Genomic DNA, 15,868 nt, shown 5'->3' with positions numbered 1-15,868 from the left:
GGCCTCCTCATCCGCGGGCCTTGGCGAGGAACATCAGCGCCATGGCGGTGTCCCGGGGGTCGTCGGCCCGCGCGTAGTAGTTCTGGATGTGGAATCCGCCGCCGCCGTCGGACGAGTTGCCGGCGGCGCGCGCCGCCACGGCCGTCCGGGTCAGCAGCCGGTCGAGCTTCGACAGCGGCATGACCGCTTCGGACTCGCCCGCCTCCGCGACGATGGCCGGCACGCCGCCGCTGCGCGGGGTGACGATGCCGCCCTCGGCGAGCTTGGGGATCGGCGGGACGTCGATGGTGAAGCCCTTGCCGCCGAAGTGCGGGATCCAGCTCGGGACGGTGACGTGGATGCCGTTGAGGGAGGTGAGGAGGGTGTTGATCATCCCGATGAGGGAGTTGATGGGGTCCTTCACCGCCGAGCCGATCGCCCGGAAGATCGTCTTGGCGGACTCCGGGAGGGCGTCCCAGGCGGCGTGCAGCGCCTTCTTCACGGCGGTGAAGGCGTCCGGCAGGTCGGTCATGAACCAGAGGGCGATCGGCAGGACCGCCTTCTTGATCCCGCCCCAGACGAGCGACATCAGGCTGCCGAGGCCCTTCATCAGCGGGCCGATGATCTTTGACGCCTGGTCGACGGCCTTCCCGATGACCTCGAAGGCCTTCTTCATGATCCGCCGCATGGTCGTCGACTTGGACGCCATCTCGACGACCTTCTCGATCAACGGCTGAAACAGGCTGACCAGTTGGGCGAGGAAGTTCTTCTTCATCGACCGGTTGAGGCCGTCGGTGTTCTTCGCGGTCTTCTTCAGACTCCGCCCGGCCTTGTCCAGCCCGGGCGCGGCCTTCCCGGACTCCTTGCCGACCTTGCCGATCGCCTTGGCGGTGGCCTCGGAGCCGCTCTTGATGTTCTTGAGTTCACGGCCGGTTTGCTGGATGGAGGTCTTGGCCTTGCCGATGCCGGTGTTGAGGACGCCGGCCTGGGTGTTGAGCTTCTGGGCGGATTTGCCGGTGGCGTCCAGGGCGGTCTTGGTGCCTTGGGCGGTTCCGGTGGTGCGCAGGAATGCGCTGTTCAGAGACATGGGTCATCCCGTTCGCTGGGGGAGGTCGCGCTTCGGCTCCTGTTCATCCCAGGGCGATCTCGAGGTTGCGTACGCGCGTCTGCAACTCCCGTATGTTTCGAGCGGCTCTCGTAGAGAACAGAGGGCCGCGTCGCCGGGGTTCGGGCAAGCCCGCTCCGCGGCGGGGTGGCGACGGTTGCCGGATGGTGTTGCGCTGGGCGTCGAGTCGATCGTTTGCCTTCTTGGCCCGCCGGAGAGCGTCTTTCGCCACCTCCAGGGGGTCCTCCGTGGTCGAGGTGCTCTCCTTCTCCTCCCGGGCGCGCTTTGCCTTTCCCCCGTCCAGGAAGGCGTATTTCTCCTTGAACTTTTTTATCTGATCGCCGAACTTGTCGTGTAGCGAGAGTGTCTTGTGCTCGAAGACCTGGACCCCGGCGACCGTCAGTCCCTTCTCGTCATACTTGATGAGCGAAGGGTCGATCTTGATGACTTGCCCGGAAGTGGTGATCCCTTGCAGGCCGCCGGCCTTGTGTATTTTGGCGGGCCCGAAGGCGGTATCCAGGGCGCCTTTCACGTTCGCCCATATTTCCTCTACGCCCTTTTGCCACTGCTCGGGAGATATGGGTGTGGGGTTGATGATGGGTGTCGGCGGTTGGAGGGGGAATACGGGGGGCGCCTCGGCTGGAGTGGTCATTCCTCTTTCCTGCCTTCCAGTGTTACGCTTCCCACTGATCATCGAAGTGGGTGAATCGGGGGCGATTGAGGGGGATGGTGAGTTTTGCTACTGGGTGCGCTTTTGGTGGCTGCGGCCACCTGGATGGTCGTTCAGATCGTGCGTATGAATTCGGTTGCCCGGAAGGGTGTGCCGGTCGAAGCCGTATGTGACCACAACAAGTGGAACGAGGGGATGGTCTCCAGCGTCTGCACTTTCACCGCACCGGACGGTGCGGTGGTACACGTGCAAACTCCTTATTTCAAGGAGCCGGTGCTTGACCCTGGGCAGGTGGTGACGGCTCGCTTCGACGCTGATGACCCGGAGAACGCGGTGATCCCGGAATATGTGGAGGGGGACCACCATTTGATCTGGGTCGCTGTTGCGGCATTCGCGTCCATCGGTGCCGCGCTCTTCATCAGGGATCTGATGTAACGCGCAGTCGAGCCCGTGTCGATGGAGGACGTCCTGCTGTGCGCTCGCTCCTACGTAAAGAATTCGGCGAGTTGCAGCGGTCCGGGGCCTCCGTCGCGCGCGACCGAGCCGACAGGCTCAAAGGGGTCCTCGTCCGAGCCGCCGTCGGCGCCCGGGCGCGGGACCGGCTCCGGGTAGTCCAGGGGGTCCGCGTCCTCGTCGGTGTTGAGGGTGCCCGTCATCCAGTTGGCGACGGCCAGGTGGTCGACCGCGGCGGCGAGGAGGTGTTCGGCGGGGCCCCAGTCCATGACCTCGCCGTGGAGGTCGCGGTTGACGGCGCTGTCGCGGGGGAGGTGCTTGATCAGGATGGTGAGGCGGCGGGAGGAGAGCCGGCCGCGGTGCCAGTCGAGCAAGTCGACGTTGTAGTGCCGCAGCAGGTCCGCTTCGAGAGCCTCGGCGTGTTCGTCGACGAACGCGTCGAGGCTCAGTCTTCCCCCAGGCCGAGCCCGGTCTCCTTGCCGTAGGTCTCCAGGATCGCGGCGATGTCCTGCATGGTGACGTCGTGCTCCGCGAAGCGGGCGTACTGCTTCTCGCCGAGCAGCAGGCCCAGCAGGCCGTCCACGTCGTTGTCGTCGAGGTCGCGCAGAGCGCGCGCCGTGCGGTGGCTGATCTCCGTGGGGAGTTCGAAGGTGTCGCCGTCGAGGGTGAAGGACCAGGCGCGGCCGTGGGCCTCCAGGCGCTGGGCTCGGGCGGCGTTGACGTCGAACGAGGGCATGGGTTCGCTCCTTGAGCAGTAGGGGGGAAGCCGGAAGGGGGCGGGCGCCGCCGGTCGCGGCGCCCGCGGTCGAGCTGTGGCCCCCGGAGGGGCCGCGCGTCACTTCGGCGGGGCCGCCGCGTACGTCTTGTCCTTCATCAGCCAGGTCGCCAGCGGCGCCCCCGGCTTCGCGGACAGGGCGGTGAAGGTCACGCCCAGCTTCACCGCACCCTTGCGGTTGAGGTCGAAGTCGTCGCTGGTGGTCACCAGGCCACGCGGCACGATGAAGCGGTAGCGGACCTGACCGCCGTCGTTGAACTCCAGGCCGAGGGCGCGCTCGTCCTCGCCCTGGTCGCCGTCGACCTCGTACTTGTAGATGCCGGAGTTCGGCGCGGTCTCGCCGACGCTGCCGCCGCCGAAGAAGAACGGCAGGGTGTCCTGGTTGAGCTGGAGCATGCCGAACTTCAGGGTCAGCTCGCGCTCGGTGTAGATCGTGCGCGCCGGGGTCATCGACTGCCAGGTGTCGATGTTCGCGGTCTTGCCCTTGCGGCCGAACTTCACGCCGTCCGTGCTGGTGTAGCCGAGGTCGTGCCAGTCGGGGCCCCAGCCCTTGTCGATGTCGGCCGGTGCGTCGGTGCCGATCTTGGCGATGAGGACGCGGCCGGTGCCGGCGACGCGGATCTCGCTCGGGTTCATACCGGGCATGGAGGTCTCCTTGAGATGAGGAAGAGGAAGTGAGGAAGAGGAAAGGCCCCGCCGGTTTCGGCGGGGCCTGCGTTGAGGATGAGCTTCAGGCGGGGCGGAGTGAGAGCCACACCGTCGTGCGGTAGCGGTTCGCGGCCGGCCGGTTGTAGTCCGGGAACCAGCGCACCGCCTCCGTCTCGACGACGTCCGTGACGACCGCCGTCCCGTAGGCCGTCCCGCGCAGCTGCAGCAGCGCGGTGCGGACCAGCAGGGACAGCGTGTGCGCCGCCGTCTTGTCCGGGCCGTACACCTCCAACTCCACCAGGGGCTGGTCGAGATGGAGGTCGTCCACCCAGGCGCCGCCGGTCCGCGAGACCAGCACCGCCTTCTGCGTGCCGTCGAACGCGGCCGGCGGGCGGTTGTCCACGACCACCCCGGCCAGCTCCGAGCGGAACCTGAGGTGGTCGACGATGAGGCGTTCCACATCAGGGAACGAGATCGGGGCTTCCATTACATGGGTGCTCCTTTCAGCGGGGCGGCGTCGAGCGGGCGGACGGCGAGGCCGTGCGCGTGCCGTGCGGAGGGAGGAAGGGTGGCAGCGCCTTCGGTTCGCCGGCCGCCCGCTCAACGCGAAGCGGCGGATGCCGTGGCCCGGGGTCCGGGCACAGCTCCGCCGCTGCATCTATTGTGAACGACTTCGCGCGGACGCGCAACAACAACTTTCGCGCTCGCGCGTTACGCGTTTCGCCCCAGCTCTCTGACGACGTTCCCCGGCTCGTCCAGCCAGACCCGTCCGCCCGCCCCGTCCACCGTCAGTCCGAAGCGGTCGGGCGCGGGGGCGCCCAGCGTCACCCACCAGTCGTACGCCGCCTCCACCTCGTCCCAGAGGCGCCGCGGGCCGCCCTGCCAGACGAGCGTCGTCAGCTCCGGCTCGGCCCGGAACAGCGCGCACGCCCACGACGGGTCCCCGTCGAGCCCCTGGAACCAGACCGCCCTGCCGTAGCGCCGTCTGCCGTCCGCCAGTTGCCGCACCCCGCGCAGTCTGACGCCGAGGGCGAACTCCACGGGATCGAAGCGCGTGCCGGTGTCCCGGCAGAACTCCGCTTCGGTGAGGCGGGTCGAGGAGATGTCCCCGAGTGTCGTGACGTCGACGAGCGGGGGCGGCTCCGCCCGCGGCGGGTCCGGGCGGTGTGCTGGCGGGGAGAAGCGGCCCTCCGCGCTCTCACCGTCCGCCGAGACGGTCAGCGTGACGAGCGCCTCCTGCGCGCTGTACGGCGTCCGCCAGGGCGCGACGAGTACGGCGCCGGGGCGGACGGTCGACACGTCCGCGTACGTGACGAAGCTGGGGGCGATGTTCACGCGGCCACCGCCGGCGCGGCCGAGTGGTCGGTGTCGCCCCTCAGTCGCAGCGGCCCGTACTCGCCGTACCGCTCCACGCCGCATGCGGCGCAGCGGCGGACTCCGTCCGGGGTGGGCGTCCAGCCCTCCCGGTGTGCGCAGTTCAGGACGAGCCGGCCCGTCTCCGTCCGCACGGCGCCCGCCCCGCTCACCGCGGCCCCCCTGTCAGTCCCGCCGCCACCCGCTCGTCCCGCGTCGCCAGACGCAGCGCCTCCGCCGGCGCTTCCCACTCCCGGCCGCCGCGCGGCGGTCTGACGTACACGCTGCCGTCCGCCTGCGCCATGACCTGTGCGAGCTTCGCGCTGCGCGTGTCCACCACGTAGGCGCCTTCGCGGTACGTCATGGAGGGTTCCCTTCGGGTTGTGCTTGCCGATGTGACTTCCAGCTTGGGGCGCCGTCGATAGCCTCGGAAGGGTCTTCGTCCGTACAACTGCACTGTGCGCAAAGGGAGTTAACCTATGGCCAAGGCCGGCAGCGAGTCGCGGTACAGCCCGCCGAAGTTCGGCTGGCGCTTCTTCGGCAGGGAACTGAAGCGTCGGCGCGAGGCCGCGAAGCTGTCACAGGACGAGCTGGGCAGGAGGGTGATCTGCTCCGGCTCTTACATCGGCCAGTTCGAAAAGGCGATTCGCAAGCCCCAACTAGAGATCGCCGTGAGGATCGACGCGGTGCTGGGGACCGACGGGTTGTTCGCGCGGATGTGTGAAGAGCTCATCGACGCCCCGTCGAACGCCAACTGCTGCCGGGAGGTGTTCTACCTCCAGGGGGTGGCTACCGGCATCAGGGAGTACGCCCCGATTTTCGTGCCGGGTCTTTTGCAGACGGCCGCCTATGCGCGCGCCGTCTTCCTGGGAGGACGCCCTTTCACGAGCGAGGAAGACATCGAGTCTCGGGTGACGAGCCGCTTGGCGCGGGCTCACATCCTTCACGGTCCGACAAAGCCCCTGTTGTGGACTCTCCTCGACGAGAGCGTCATCCGTCGCAAGGTCGGGAGCGCTGCCGCGATGCATGAGCAGCTCACGCACATCGCCGCATTGGCGCGCCAGCGGCACATCGGGTTGCAGGTCTTGCCGTTCGACGCGGGTACTCCCTTGCTGGACGGTGCGCTCACGCTCATGACGTTCGAGGACGCGCCACCGGTTGCGTACAGCGAAGGACACTGGAGCGGGAGCCTCCTGGACGACCCGTCCGTGGTGGAGAAGTGCGAACTTTCTTACGACTTCGCCTCGGCTGTGGCGTTGTCCCCAGCCGAGTCCTTGTCGCTGATCACGTCGGTTGCAGAGGAGTACGCACATGAGCAGAGCGCTTGACCTGAGTGCCGCGGTCTGGCGGAAGAGCAGTTACAGCGGGGGAGGCGGCGACCACGGCAACAGCTGCCTGTAAGTCGCCGACAGCGTCGGCAGCAACAGCCCTGTTGTCCCCCTCCGCGACTCCAAACGCCCCCACGGCCCTGCCCTCCTCATACCCGCCCCCGCCTGGGCCGCCTTCCTCAGCGATCTTCGAAGCTGAGCGGTCTCGACAGCGCGTCGCGGACCTCCGCCGCGCCCGTCTCCACCTCGCGGTACCAGTCGGTGACGTCGTCCTCGTCGTCGTTGATTTCGACGCGGCCGGCGTCCAGCTCGCGCAGTCGGTCGGCGAGGGCGTTGAGGCGGGCCTCCAGGGCGAACCGGCCCGGGAACGAGCTCCTCGCCCAGAGCAGGTCGTTGCGCGCTGCTGTCACCGCTGCGTGGGTGCGGGCGCGGACGGGTGGGAGGGCGATCTGGAGTTCTTGGAGCTTCGTCCGGACCTCCGTCAGGGCGGCGAGCAGCTCCTCCAGCTGGTTCGCGGGCTCGTCGGCCTGTTCGGCCCAGGACTCGAAATAGTAGGCGGCGCGATCGACGTGGTCCGGGTCGGAGACCGCCGGGTGCGTCCACTCGTCACGCACCTGCAGGTAGTCGGCGAACAACCCCCGGCAGCTCTCCAGCGTGCCCGGCACCTCGGCGAGTGCCTCCCGCGTCGAGCTGGTGGGCATACCGTCCCCGTGGCCGCAGACCGCGAGGAGCGCGCGATGGAGGCCGTCGATGCGCTCGGCCGCCTCGGCCAGGCGCCGGCGTACCTCTTCCGCCGCCGCCATCGCGGCAGCGAGCCGCCGCTCCGCGTCCGACAGCCGTCGTTTCCGCCCCCACACGTTCCGTCTCCCCACCCTCGATCGTCTTCCGCCGTCCAGTCGTTGGTCCGCGCGCTCGACGCCTCGCGGTCGCGCACGGTTGGTCTTCCAGGACGGACTGTCAGTATCTCGGGTTAGGTTATGGGCGATCGCACGCACGTTTGGTCGGCCTGCTCCAGCAGTGGCGGGGCCGGCGGGGGTGTGTCACGGGGGGCGGGCTGACAACGGGACGAAACGGCACCTGGGGGTGGCATGAGCGAGCGGTTCGTGATGCGTGGGGGAGTCATCCGGTGAGCGCGCACAGCGACCGTCTCGCCGATGTCGTGGCGGCCACGGTCGAGGTGGCGGCGGAGTCCGGGCACGCGGGGGCGTTCACCGACGAGGTGGCCCAGGCGCTGACCGCCGTCGTGGGGAAGGTCGCCGCCCGGGTCACGGACGACGCCGAGCGGGACGGGTTCGTCAGCGGCTGGCAGGAGGCGGTGCAGACGATGGAGGCCGAGGGCGGGGCCGCTCACGCCCGGGTGTTCCGCATCCACCAGGCCGAGGACTGAGGGGCGGAGGCGTACGCGCGGAGGCGCCCCGCCGGGTGGGCGGGGCGCCTTGGTGGTGTGAGCGTGTGACCCGGGATCAGACCGGGGGGTGGAGCGCGCGGACCCGGCGCGTGGCGCGCTCGGCGGCGAAGACGTCCTCCAGGCGGAAGAGGTTCGCGCGGCCCTGCCGGGCCGTCGGCGTGAGGTGGCCGAGCTGCACCCACTTCCGTACCGCGTCCTGGCTCACCCCCGCCTCGCGTGCCGCCATGGCGGTGGTGATGAGGGTGGTGGCGGCCGGGACAGCCGGCATCTTCAGCATCAGGCGTTCCCCTCGGTCTCGTCCGCCGCGCCCGCGGCCGTCGCCTGCCGCCACTCCGCCCGCGTCCACTCGTGCCGGTGGGAGGCGTCCGTCCGGCAGCCGCAGGCCGCGTCGGAGCACCGGCAGCCCGGGTTGACGCACAGGACGGACTCGCGCTGGGGAAAGACGCGGAGCGACACCGAGCCGCAGTGCCGGCAGCGGCCCTCCACCCGGACCGGCGGGTCCGCCTCGCCCAGCGCGGCCGAGCAGCGCCCGGCCATCCGGCGGGCCTCGTTCCGGATGTGTTCGTCGAGGACGGGATCCGCGGCGGCCCGGTCCAGCAGGGCGGTGATCCGGACGAGCCGCTGGTCCACCGTGCCGCGCGGCGGGCGCGGCAGCCGCAGCCGCTCGCAGACCGCCTCCTCCAGCTCGATCACGCCGTCGGTGATGTCGCGGATGGTGTCGGAGACGAAGAGGCGGACGGCCGCGCCGGGCGCCGAGCGGGTACGGCGGCCGGTGGGGGAGAGGGCGGTACCGCGGCTCGGGGCGAGCTCCTTGCTCAGCTCGGGGAACTGGCGGCGGAGAACGCCCAGCCATACAGCGGCGCTTCGGGGGCGGCTGGGGCTGTCGGTCATGGCTGCTCCTGCGGGGATGCGAGGTGCGAGGGGTGGGAGGCGCGGGGGTGGGAGGGGTGCGAGGTGCGACGCGGGTGAGGGGCGAGAGGCGGTGCCGGGCGGGGCGGGGGTGCGACCGCAGGCGTGAAGAAAAGGAGAGGTAGGGGAGAGCCCTGGGGCGCTCGTTCCTGCCGCCACAGTATCGACCGTGCGTGCGAGCGCGCAACACACATCATCTTCGCGACGCCTACGCACCTTGTTCGCCAAAGTTTGAGACGTCTTACGCACCCTGTCCTTGCGTGCGCGAACGCCCGGTAGGGTCTGTAGTGCGGAGGGAGTGTGCCGAATGGCCAACAGGGGTACGGAAATCGAACGGTTCGCGGCCTGGGTCGAGGACCTGATGCGAGAACGCGGGTACGACATCGACAGCCCGCGCGGCGGCGGCCGGACGCGGCTGGCCGAGGACGCCGGTGTGCACCGGGCCGCGGTCACCCGGCTGCTCCAGCGGCAGAGCATGCCGGACCTGGACACCATGCGCGGCCTGGCCCGGGTGCTCGGCGTCGGCCTGCGCGACATGCTGATCCGGTCCGGCCGGGCCTCCGAGTCGGAACTACCCCTGCCGGGCTCCGGCGGCGAGGAGCCGGCGGCCGGCGGCCGGGGGCGGGTGAGTCCGGAGGAGGCGGCCGTGCTGCTCGGCATCCCAGGCAGCCATCGCCGGCAGTTCGTGGAGATGACGGAGATGATCCTGGCGGTCAGTGGGGCGGCCGAGGCGGGAACGGGAGCGCGCGGGCAGCGCGGGGCCGGGCAGCGCGGCACCGGGGTCTCCCGGCGGAGCTGAGGCCCGCCCGCGGCCCCCGCGGCCCCGCGGCTCCCCGCCCCCGCGGCAACCCGCGGCCCCCGGACCCTCCGCGCGACAGCACCGAACGTCCGTCCATACTGGACATAAGACGCACATCGGTACGTCCTCCGCGTGTGCATTTGTTTTGACCGCAGCCCATGCGGTAGGTACGCTCTGACCTTGTGCCTGGGGTGTCCCTGGGCTCTTGTGCGTGCCTTCGAACCGCGCAAGAGACCGGGTCCGGACGGTCCTCCGTGGTCCCGAACGGTTCAACGACACCGAAATCTGCGCCGAACCGCCGTCGGCGGGGGTATGCAGCCTTCGACACACCCGACCGCGTGGGTCGGGCGCTAGTCCCAGGTTAGTTTTATCGTGATCGGCACACAGAAACCGGAGAAACGGTGCCTACGATCCAGCAGCTGGTCCGAAAGGGCCGGCAGGACAAGGTCGAGAAGAACAAGACGCCCGCACTCGAGGGTTCGCCCCAGCGTCGTGGCGTCTGCACGCGTGTTTTCACGACCACCCCGAAGAAGCCGAACTCGGCCCTGCGTAAGGTCGCGCGTGTGCGTCTGACCAGCGGCATCGAGGTCACCGCTTACATTCCGGGTGAGGGCCACAACCTGCAGGAGCACTCGATCGTGCTCGTGCGCGGCGGCCGTGTGAAGGACCTGCCGGGCGTTCGCTACAAGATCATCCGTGGCTCGCTCGACACCCAGGGCGTCAAGAACCGCAAGCAGGCTCGCAGCCGCTACGGCGCCAAGAAGGAGAAGTAAGAATGCCTCGTAAGGGCCCCGCCCCGAAGCGCCCGGTCATCATCGACCCGGTCTACGGCTCTCCTCTGGTCACGTCCCTGATCAACAAGATCCTTCTGCACGGCAAGCGCTCCACCGCCGAGCGCATCGTGTACGGCGCCATGGAGGGTCTCCGCGAGAAGACCGGCAACGACCCGGTCATCACGCTGAAGCGCGCGCTTGAGAACGTCAAGCCCGCCCTCGAGGTCAAGTCCCGCCGTGTCGGTGGCGCGACCTACCAGGTGCCGGTCGAGGTCCGTCCGGGCCGCGCCTCCACCCTGGCGCTGCGCTGGCTCGTCGGTTACTCCCGCGCCCGTCGCGAGAAGACCATGACCGAGCGCCTCATGAACGAGCTGCTGGACGCCTCGAACGGTCTCGGCGCCTCGGTCAAGAAGCGTGAGGACACGCACAAGATGGCCGAGTCCAACAAGGCCTTCGCGCACTACCGCTGGTAGTCGCTACCCCCATCGAGAACCGAGAGAAGACTGAGCCATATGGCCACCACTTCGCTTGACCTGGCCAAGGTCCGCAACATCGGGATCATGGCCCACATCGACGCGGGCAAGACGACCACCACCGAGCGGATCCTGTTCTACACCGGTGTCTCGTACAAGATCGGTGAAGTCCACGACGGCGCTGCCACGATGGACTGGATGGAGCAGGAGCAGGAGCGCGGCATCACCATCACGTCCGCCGCGACGACCTGCCACTGGCCGCTGAACAACGTCGACCACACCATCAACATCATCGACACCCCGGGCCACGTCGACTTCACGGTCGAGGTGGAGCGCTCGCTGCGCGTGCTCGACGGTGCCGTGACGGTGTTCGACGGCGTTGCCGGTGTTGAGCCGCAGTCCGAGACCGTTTGGCGTCAGGCGGACCGCTACGGCGTGCCGCGTATCTGCTTCGTCAACAAGCTCGACCGCACCGGTGCCGAGTTCCACCGCTGTGTCGACATGATCGTCGACCGCCTGGGCGCGGTTCCGCTGGTCATGCAGCTGCCGATCGGTGCCGAGGCCGACTTCAAGGGCGTGGTCGACCTCGTCCAGATGAAGGCGCTGGTCTGGTCCGCCGAGGCCGCCAAGGGCGAGATGTACGACGTCGTCGACATCCCGGACACCCACATCGAGGCTGCCGAGGAATGGCGCGGCAAGCTCCTCGAGGGCGTCGCCGAGAACGACGACCAGATGATGGAGCTGTTCCTCGAGGGCCAGGAGCCCACCGAGGAGCAGCTGATGGCGGCCATCCGCCGCATCACGCTGGCGTCCCGTGGCGGCGGCGACTCCGTCACCGTCACCCCGGTGTTCTGCGGTACCGCGTTCAAGAACAAGGGCGTTCAGCCCCTGCTCGACGCCGTGGTCCGTTACCTGCCGTCGCCGCTGGACATCGAGGCTGTTGAGGGCCACGCCGTCAACAACCCCGACGAGGTCGTCAAGCGCAAGCCGTCCGACGACGAGCCGTTCGCGGGCCTCGCGTTCAAGATCATGAGCGACCCGCACCTCGGCAAGCTCACCTTCGTCCGGGTTTACTCGGGCCGCATGGAGGCCGGCACTCAGGTGCAGAACTCCGTGAAGGGCAAGAAGGAGCGCATCGGCAAGATCTACCGGATGCACGCGAACAAGCGTGAGGAGATCGACTCGGTGGGTGCCGGCGACATCGTCGCCGTCATGGGTCTGAAGCAGACCACCACCGGTGAGACCCTCTGCGACGCCGCGAACCCGGTGATCCTGGAGTCCATGGACTTCCCGGCGCCGGTCATCCAGGTCGCGATCGAGCCCAAGTCCAAGGGCGACCAGGAGAAGCTGGGTGTCGCCATCCAGCGCCTGGCCGAGGAGGACCCCTCCTTCCAGGTCCACACGGACGAGGAGACGGGCCAGACCATCATCGCGGGTATGGGCGAGCTGCACCTCGACGTGCTGGTCGACCGTATGCGCCGTGAGTTCAAGGTCGAGGCCAACGTCGGCAAGCCGCAGGTCGCGTACCGCGAGACGATCCGCAAGGCCGTCGAGCGTATCGACTACACCCACAAGAAGCAGACCGGTGGTTCCGGTCAGTTCGCGAAGGTCCAGATCGCGATCGAGCCTCTTGAGGGCGACGGCTACGAGTTCGAGAACAAGGTCACCGGTGGCCGCATCCCGCGGGAGTACATCCCGTCGGTGGACGCGGGCTGCCAGGAGGCCATGGAGTTCGGTGTCCTGGCCGGCTACCCGCTGACCGGCGTCAAGGTGACGCTGCTCGACGGTGCCTACCACGACGTCGACTCCTCCGAGCTCGCCTTCAAGATCGCCGGTTCCATGGCGTTCAAGGAGGGTGCCCGCAAGGCGTCGCCGGCTCTGCTCGAGCCGATGATGTCCGTCGAGGTCACCACTCCCGAGGACTACATGGGTGACGTGATCGGTGACATCAACTCCCGCCGTGGCCAGATCCAGGCCATGGAGGACCGTCACGGCGCCAAGCTCGTCAAGGGCCTGGTTCCGCTGTCGGAGATGTTCGGCTACGTCGGAGACCTCCGCAGCAAGACGTCGGGTCGCGCAAGCTACTCGATGCAGTTCGACTCCTACGCCGAGGTTCCCCGGAACGTCGCCGAGGAGATCATCGCGAAGGCCAAGGGCGAGTAGTACCCGGCTCCCGTCTCCACAGACGGGGCTGACGCCTTAGGCTTGACACCGACCGTCGGGGCATACCGCCGCGAATCGTGAGGAACCGGTCTCCGGATCCCCTCGGCGCGCGGCGGGTGCCCCGCCGGGCGGCACCCCAGCAAAGATCCCTGGCGCCGTGAAGCAGGCGTACAGAACCACTCCCAGGAGGACCCCAGTGGCGAAGGCGAAGTTCGAGCGGACTAAGCCGCACGTCAACATCGGCACCATCGGTCACGTCGACCACGGTAAGACCACTCTTACCGCGGCGATCACCAAGGTGCTGCACGACGCGCACCCGGAGCTGAACCCCTTCACGCCGTTCGACCAGATCGACAAGGCGCCTGAGGAGCGGCAGCGCGGTATCACCATTTCCATCGCGCACGTCGAGTACCAGACCGAGTCGCGTCACTACGCCCACGTCGACTGCCCGGGTCACGCGGACTACATCAAGAACATGATCACCGGTGCCGCCCAGATGGACGGCGCGATCCTCGTGGTCGCCGCGACCGACGGTCCGATGCCGCAGACCAAGGAGCACGTGCTCCTGGCCCGCCAGTCCGGCGTTCCGTACATCGTCGTCGCCCTGAACAAGGCCGACATGGTGGACGACGAGGAGATCCTGGAGCTCGTCGAGCTCGAGGTCCGTGAGCTCCTCAACGAGTACGAGTTCCCGGGCGACGACGCTCCGGTCGTCAAGGTCTCGGCGCTGAAGGCGCTCGAGGGCGACGCCGAGTGGGGCCAGTCGGTCATGAACCTCATGAACGCCGTCGACGAGAACATCCCGCAGCCCGAGCGTGACGTCGACAAGCCGTTCCTGATGCCGATCGAGGACGTCTTCACGATCACCGGTCGTGGCACCGTCGTCACCGGTCGTATCGAGCGCGGTGTCCTGAAGGTCAACGAGACCGTCGACATCATCGGCATCAAGACCGAGAAGACCACCACCACGGTCACCGGTATCGAGATGTTCCGCAAGCTGCTCGACGAGGGCCAGGCCGGTGAGAACGTCGGTCTGCTCCTCCGTGGCATCAAGCGCGAGGACGTCGAGCGCGGCCAGTGCATCATCAAGCCGGGTTCGGTCACCCCGCACACCGAGTTCGAGGCCACGGCCTACATCCTGTCGAAGGACGAGGGTGGCCGTCACACCCCGTTCTTCAACAACTACCGTCCGCAGTTCTACTTCCGTACGACTGACGTGACCGGTGTTGTGACCCTCAAGGAGGGCACGGAGATGGTCATGCCCGGCGACAACGCCGAGATGTCCGTCTCCCTGATCCAGCCCGTCGCGATGGAGGAGGGCCTGCGCTTCACCATCCGTGAGGGCGGCCGCACCGTCGGCGCCGGCCAGGTCACCAAGATCAACAAGTAAGTCCTCTTACTTGCCGGTCTGAGCCTTACGGCTCTGAGCGGGCCCGCACATCTTCGGATGTGCGGGCCCGCTCGCTTTGTATCGAGGGCCTTCAGGTGCCGGCGGTCAGGCGGGTGCGCAGGTCGCGGCGGTGCTTGATGCGGTACTTGCGGTAGACGCGGGTGAGGTGCTGCTCGACCGTGCTCACCGCGATGGACAGCTCGGCCGCGACCTCCCGGTTGGACAGGCCCCGGGCTGCGAGGGCGGCCACCCGGCGCTCGGCGCCGGTGAGGACTACGGGGGGTTCGGGGGTACGGATCCGGTCGAGGGCGGCCTGGACGCGCGCGGCGCCGTGCCGGTCGCCGCAGACCCGGTACAGCTCCAGGGCCCGGGCGAGCGTCGCCGGGCGGCGCTCCGGCGGTTCGGCCGCGGCCAGGACGCGCAGCGCGCCGGCGCGGACCCGGGGCCGACGGTGGACGGGGGCGGCGTCCCGGTTGTCCAGCAGCCGGACGGCCCGCTCGGGACGGCCCAGGGCCAGCCAGGCCTCGGCGGCGCCGGTGCGCCAGGGCGCAAGGGACGGCGTGTCGAGTCCCCAGGAGCGCAGGGTCTCGCCGCAGGAGACGAAGCAGGCCAGGGCCTCGCGCGGCCGGTCCAGGGCGAGGTGGTGCAGGCCGCGGACGTACTGGTGGTGGACGGCGAAGATCGTCCGGTGCGTCGCCTCGGGGAGCGGCCGGTCCAGCAGTTCGGCGGCCGTGTCGTGCTCCCCGAGGGCGGTGTGCGCCTCGGCCAGCACGGCCAGCGGGAAGGCGAGGGCCGTTCCCCACCCCGCCTCCGGCATCAGGTCCAGGGCGCGGCCGCCGTGCTCGCGGGCCGCGGCGAGCTCGCCGCGGCGCAGCAGGACGAACGACCTGGTCTGGTGCAGCAGGGCCTCCCGGACGGGGGTCGGGGGACCGGAGCGGACGGCGAGGAACCGGTCGCACCAGGCGTCCGCGCTGTCCAGACGGTCGATATGCACCAGCGCCTGCACGGCGACGACCACGGCGTCCGGGCGGTGGTCGACGACGCCGGGGGTGCGCAGGACGCGTTCCGCCGCGCCGGCCACGGCGTCGGGGTCGCCGCCGGTCAGGGCGGTGTGCAGGGCGCGTGCCGCGGCGACCTCCGCGACCTCCGCGTCTTCCGTGACCTCCGCGGCTTCCGGCCGGCCGACGGCGGGCGCGGGGGCCGGTTGGCGGAGGACCGCGGGCATCCAGGGGAGGGTGCCGGGATAGGTGTGGGCCAGGCGGAGGCGGGTGACGGCGAGCTCGGTGGCGTACCGCGGGTCCGCGTCCTCGGCGGGCAGCACCTCGGCGGCACTGATCGCCTCCTCCTCCCGGCCGTGCCACAGCAGGGCCTGGACGAGGTGCAGGGTCGCGCGGGGCGGCAGCAGCCCGGTGCGGGCGTGGCCGGTGAGGGCCCTGAGCTGGATGACGACGCCCGGCGGGTCGAGCCGCCAGGCGACGGCCGCGGTGGCCAGCCGGTCCGCGAGGCCCTGCGGCGAGTCGTCGGCGCGGAGCACAGCGGCGCGCAGGTGGCGGGCGGCGAGGTCGGTGTCGCCGGCCGCCAGGTGCTCCTCCGCCGCCGCGCGGAGCGTCGGCGCCTCCCAGCTCTCGCCGAGCGGGGCGCC

Annotated in this window: 22 protein-coding genes and 1 pseudogene; 10 read left to right on the top strand and 13 right to left on the bottom strand. The window is 69.3% G+C overall.

Annotation, left to right across the window (positions count from 1 at the left end):
- Positions 1-7: 7 nt before the first annotated feature.
- A complete protein-coding gene (locus tag JNW98_RS14925) occupies positions 8-1,066 on the bottom strand; it encodes a phage tail family protein (RefSeq protein WP_223768697.1) in 1,059 nt (352 codons plus the stop codon).
- Positions 1,067-1,109: 43 nt separating this feature from the next.
- Positions 1,110-1,736, bottom strand: coding sequence for a hypothetical protein (locus JNW98_RS14920; protein WP_223768696.1), 627 nt, complete (start codon positions 1,734-1,736; stop codon positions 1,110-1,112).
- 105 nt (positions 1,737-1,841) lie between these two features.
- Between JNW98_RS14920 and JNW98_RS14915 the strand changes: the two genes are divergently transcribed.
- Positions 1,842-2,189 carry a DUF3592 domain-containing protein gene (locus JNW98_RS14915; protein ID WP_223768695.1) on the top strand — a complete coding sequence of 116 codons (348 nt, stop codon included), beginning with the start codon at positions 1,842-1,844 and terminating at the stop codon, positions 2,187-2,189.
- 50 nt (positions 2,190-2,239) lie between these two features.
- On the opposite strand, the gene JNW98_RS14910 is transcribed toward JNW98_RS14915, so the two are convergent.
- The 7 genes from JNW98_RS14910 to JNW98_RS14880 all read right to left on the bottom strand — a co-directional run bounded on the left by JNW98_RS14910 (position 2,240) and on the right by JNW98_RS14880 (position 5,347).
- Positions 2,240-2,581: a hypothetical protein gene (locus tag JNW98_RS14910; protein ID WP_223768694.1), complete on the bottom strand. Its 342-nt coding sequence runs from the start codon at positions 2,579-2,581 to the stop codon at positions 2,240-2,242.
- A 71-nt stretch (positions 2,582-2,652) separates the two neighbouring features.
- Positions 2,653-2,943 (bottom strand): hypothetical protein, encoded by a 291-nt coding sequence (locus tag JNW98_RS14905; protein WP_223768693.1) that lies wholly within the window; start codon positions 2,941-2,943, stop codon positions 2,653-2,655.
- Positions 2,944-3,042: 99 nt separating this feature from the next.
- On the bottom strand, positions 3,043-3,627 hold the full coding sequence (locus tag JNW98_RS14900) for a phage tail tube protein (protein ID WP_223768692.1): 585 nt from the start codon (positions 3,625-3,627) through the stop codon (positions 3,043-3,045).
- Between the two features lie 85 nt (positions 3,628-3,712).
- Positions 3,713-4,117, bottom strand: coding sequence for a phage tail termination protein (locus tag JNW98_RS14895; RefSeq protein WP_223768691.1), 405 nt, complete (start codon positions 4,115-4,117; stop codon positions 3,713-3,715).
- A 224-nt stretch (positions 4,118-4,341) separates the two neighbouring features.
- Complete coding sequence (locus JNW98_RS14890) at positions 4,342-4,965, bottom strand: methyltransferase domain-containing protein (RefSeq protein WP_223768690.1); 624 nt, start codon at positions 4,963-4,965, stop codon at positions 4,342-4,344.
- Positions 4,962-5,156: a DUF6255 family natural product biosynthesis protein gene (locus JNW98_RS14885; protein WP_223768689.1), complete on the bottom strand. Its 195-nt coding sequence runs from the start codon at positions 5,154-5,156 to the stop codon at positions 4,962-4,964. Before JNW98_RS14885 ends, JNW98_RS14890 begins: the two co-directional genes overlap by 4 nt.
- Positions 5,153-5,347, bottom strand: a complete 195-nt coding sequence (locus tag JNW98_RS14880; RefSeq protein ID WP_223768688.1) for a hypothetical protein — start codon at positions 5,345-5,347, stop codon at positions 5,153-5,155. The genes JNW98_RS14885 and JNW98_RS14880 overlap by 4 nt, the downstream gene beginning before the upstream one ends.
- Positions 5,348-5,462: 115 nt before the next feature.
- On the opposite strand from JNW98_RS14880, the gene JNW98_RS14875 reads away from it, so the two are divergent.
- The 3 genes and pseudogenes from JNW98_RS14875 to JNW98_RS36870 all read left to right on the top strand — a co-directional run.
- Entirely contained in the window at positions 5,463-6,311 is an 849-nt protein-coding gene (locus tag JNW98_RS14875) for a helix-turn-helix domain-containing protein (RefSeq protein WP_223768687.1), read from the top strand.
- Positions 6,295-6,384: a DUF397 domain-containing protein gene (locus JNW98_RS36875; protein ID WP_372459249.1), complete on the top strand. Its 90-nt coding sequence runs from the start codon at positions 6,295-6,297 to the stop codon at positions 6,382-6,384. The genes JNW98_RS14875 and JNW98_RS36875 overlap by 17 nt, the downstream gene beginning before the upstream one ends.
- A gap of 63 nt (positions 6,385-6,447) precedes the next feature.
- A pseudogene (locus JNW98_RS36870) lies at positions 6,448-6,510 on the top strand (DUF397 domain-containing protein); the annotation flags it as partial.
- Here the strand turns inward: JNW98_RS36870 and JNW98_RS14865 are convergent.
- Positions 6,491-7,183 (bottom strand): hypothetical protein, encoded by a 693-nt coding sequence (locus tag JNW98_RS14865; protein WP_223768686.1) that lies wholly within the window; start codon positions 7,181-7,183, stop codon positions 6,491-6,493. The pseudogene JNW98_RS36870 and the gene JNW98_RS14865 sit on opposite strands and share 20 nt — an antisense overlap.
- Before the next feature lie 254 nt (positions 7,184-7,437).
- On the opposite strand from JNW98_RS14865, the gene JNW98_RS14860 reads away from it, so the two are divergent.
- Positions 7,438-7,698, top strand: a complete 261-nt coding sequence (locus tag JNW98_RS14860; RefSeq protein ID WP_223768685.1) for a hypothetical protein — start codon at positions 7,438-7,440, stop codon at positions 7,696-7,698.
- 76 nt (positions 7,699-7,774) lie between these two features.
- Here JNW98_RS14860 and JNW98_RS14855 read toward each other — a convergent pair whose 3' ends face one another.
- A complete protein-coding gene (locus JNW98_RS14855; RefSeq protein WP_223768684.1) occupies positions 7,775-7,996 on the bottom strand; it encodes a MerR family transcriptional regulator in 222 nt (73 codons plus the stop codon).
- The gene (locus JNW98_RS14850; RefSeq protein WP_223768683.1) at positions 7,996-8,610 is read right to left on the bottom strand and encodes a hypothetical protein; all 615 of its coding nucleotides are present in this window, start codon (positions 8,608-8,610) and stop codon (positions 7,996-7,998) included. Before JNW98_RS14850 ends, JNW98_RS14855 begins: the two co-directional genes overlap by 1 nt.
- Positions 8,611-8,935: 325 nt before the next feature.
- Here JNW98_RS14850 and JNW98_RS14845 point away from each other — a divergent pair, with 325 nt between their 5' ends.
- The 5 genes from JNW98_RS14845 to tuf all read left to right on the top strand — a co-directional run bounded on the left by JNW98_RS14845 (position 8,936) and on the right by tuf (position 14,226).
- Positions 8,936-9,427, top strand: a complete 492-nt coding sequence (locus JNW98_RS14845) for a helix-turn-helix domain-containing protein (RefSeq protein ID WP_223768682.1) — start codon at positions 8,936-8,938, stop codon at positions 9,425-9,427.
- A gap of 401 nt (positions 9,428-9,828) precedes the next feature.
- Positions 9,829-10,200, top strand: coding sequence for a 30S ribosomal protein S12 (gene rpsL, locus JNW98_RS14840; RefSeq protein WP_003948652.1), 372 nt, complete (start codon positions 9,829-9,831; stop codon positions 10,198-10,200).
- 2 nt (positions 10,201-10,202) lie between these two features.
- A complete protein-coding gene (rpsG, locus tag JNW98_RS14835) occupies positions 10,203-10,673 on the top strand; it encodes a 30S ribosomal protein S7 (protein WP_004950419.1) in 471 nt (156 codons plus the stop codon).
- Positions 10,674-10,712: 39 nt separating this feature from the next.
- Entirely contained in the window at positions 10,713-12,836 is a 2,124-nt protein-coding gene (fusA, locus tag JNW98_RS14830) for an elongation factor G (RefSeq protein WP_223768681.1), read from the top strand.
- A 196-nt stretch (positions 12,837-13,032) separates the two neighbouring features.
- Positions 13,033-14,226: an elongation factor Tu gene (gene tuf / locus JNW98_RS14825; RefSeq protein ID WP_185943959.1), complete on the top strand. Its 1,194-nt coding sequence runs from the start codon at positions 13,033-13,035 to the stop codon at positions 14,224-14,226.
- Positions 14,227-14,317: 91 nt separating this feature from the next.
- On the opposite strand, the gene JNW98_RS14820 is transcribed toward tuf, so the two are convergent.
- On the bottom strand, positions 14,318-15,868 hold a 1,551-nt coding region (locus tag JNW98_RS14820), incomplete at its 5' end, for a helix-turn-helix transcriptional regulator (RefSeq protein WP_223768680.1).

Origin of the sequence: Streptomyces huiliensis (assembly GCF_020037025.1) — a bacterium.
Classification (GTDB): Bacteria; Actinomycetota; Actinomycetes; order Streptomycetales; family Streptomycetaceae; genus Streptomyces; species Streptomyces huiliensis.
The sequence above is the reverse complement of the archived record's forward strand: the minus strand, read 5'-3'. Positions and strand labels throughout refer to the sequence as shown.

Coding starts and splice junctions, on each gene's coding strand:
- JNW98_RS14925 (WP_223768697.1), bottom strand. CDS start 1,066: ATGTCTCTGAACAGCGCATTCCTGCGCACCACCGGAACCGCCCAAGGC.
- JNW98_RS14900 (WP_223768692.1), bottom strand. CDS start 3,627: ATGCCCGGTATGAACCCGAGCGAGATCCGCGTCGCCGGCACCGGCCGC.
- JNW98_RS14920 (WP_223768696.1), bottom strand. CDS start 1,736: ATGACCACTCCAGCCGAGGCGCCCCCCGTATTCCCCCTCCAACCGCCG.
- fusA (WP_223768681.1), top strand. CDS start 10,713: ATGGCCACCACTTCGCTTGACCTGGCCAAGGTCCGCAACATCGGGATC.
- JNW98_RS14855 (WP_223768684.1), bottom strand. CDS start 7,996: ATGCTGAAGATGCCGGCTGTCCCGGCCGCCACCACCCTCATCACCACC.
- JNW98_RS14880 (WP_223768688.1), bottom strand. CDS start 5,347: ATGACGTACCGCGAAGGCGCCTACGTGGTGGACACGCGCAGCGCGAAG.
- rpsG (WP_004950419.1), top strand. CDS start 10,203: ATGCCTCGTAAGGGCCCCGCCCCGAAGCGCCCGGTCATCATCGACCCG.
- JNW98_RS14850 (WP_223768683.1), bottom strand. CDS start 8,610: ATGACCGACAGCCCCAGCCGCCCCCGAAGCGCCGCTGTATGGCTGGGC.
- JNW98_RS36875 (WP_372459249.1), top strand. CDS start 6,295: ATGAGCAGAGCGCTTGACCTGAGTGCCGCGGTCTGGCGGAAGAGCAGT.
- JNW98_RS14895 (WP_223768691.1), bottom strand. CDS start 4,117: ATGGAAGCCCCGATCTCGTTCCCTGATGTGGAACGCCTCATCGTCGAC.
- JNW98_RS14875 (WP_223768687.1), top strand. CDS start 5,463: ATGGCCAAGGCCGGCAGCGAGTCGCGGTACAGCCCGCCGAAGTTCGGC.
- JNW98_RS14905 (WP_223768693.1), bottom strand. CDS start 2,943: ATGCCCTCGTTCGACGTCAACGCCGCCCGAGCCCAGCGCCTGGAGGCC.
- JNW98_RS14845 (WP_223768682.1), top strand. CDS start 8,936: ATGGCCAACAGGGGTACGGAAATCGAACGGTTCGCGGCCTGGGTCGAG.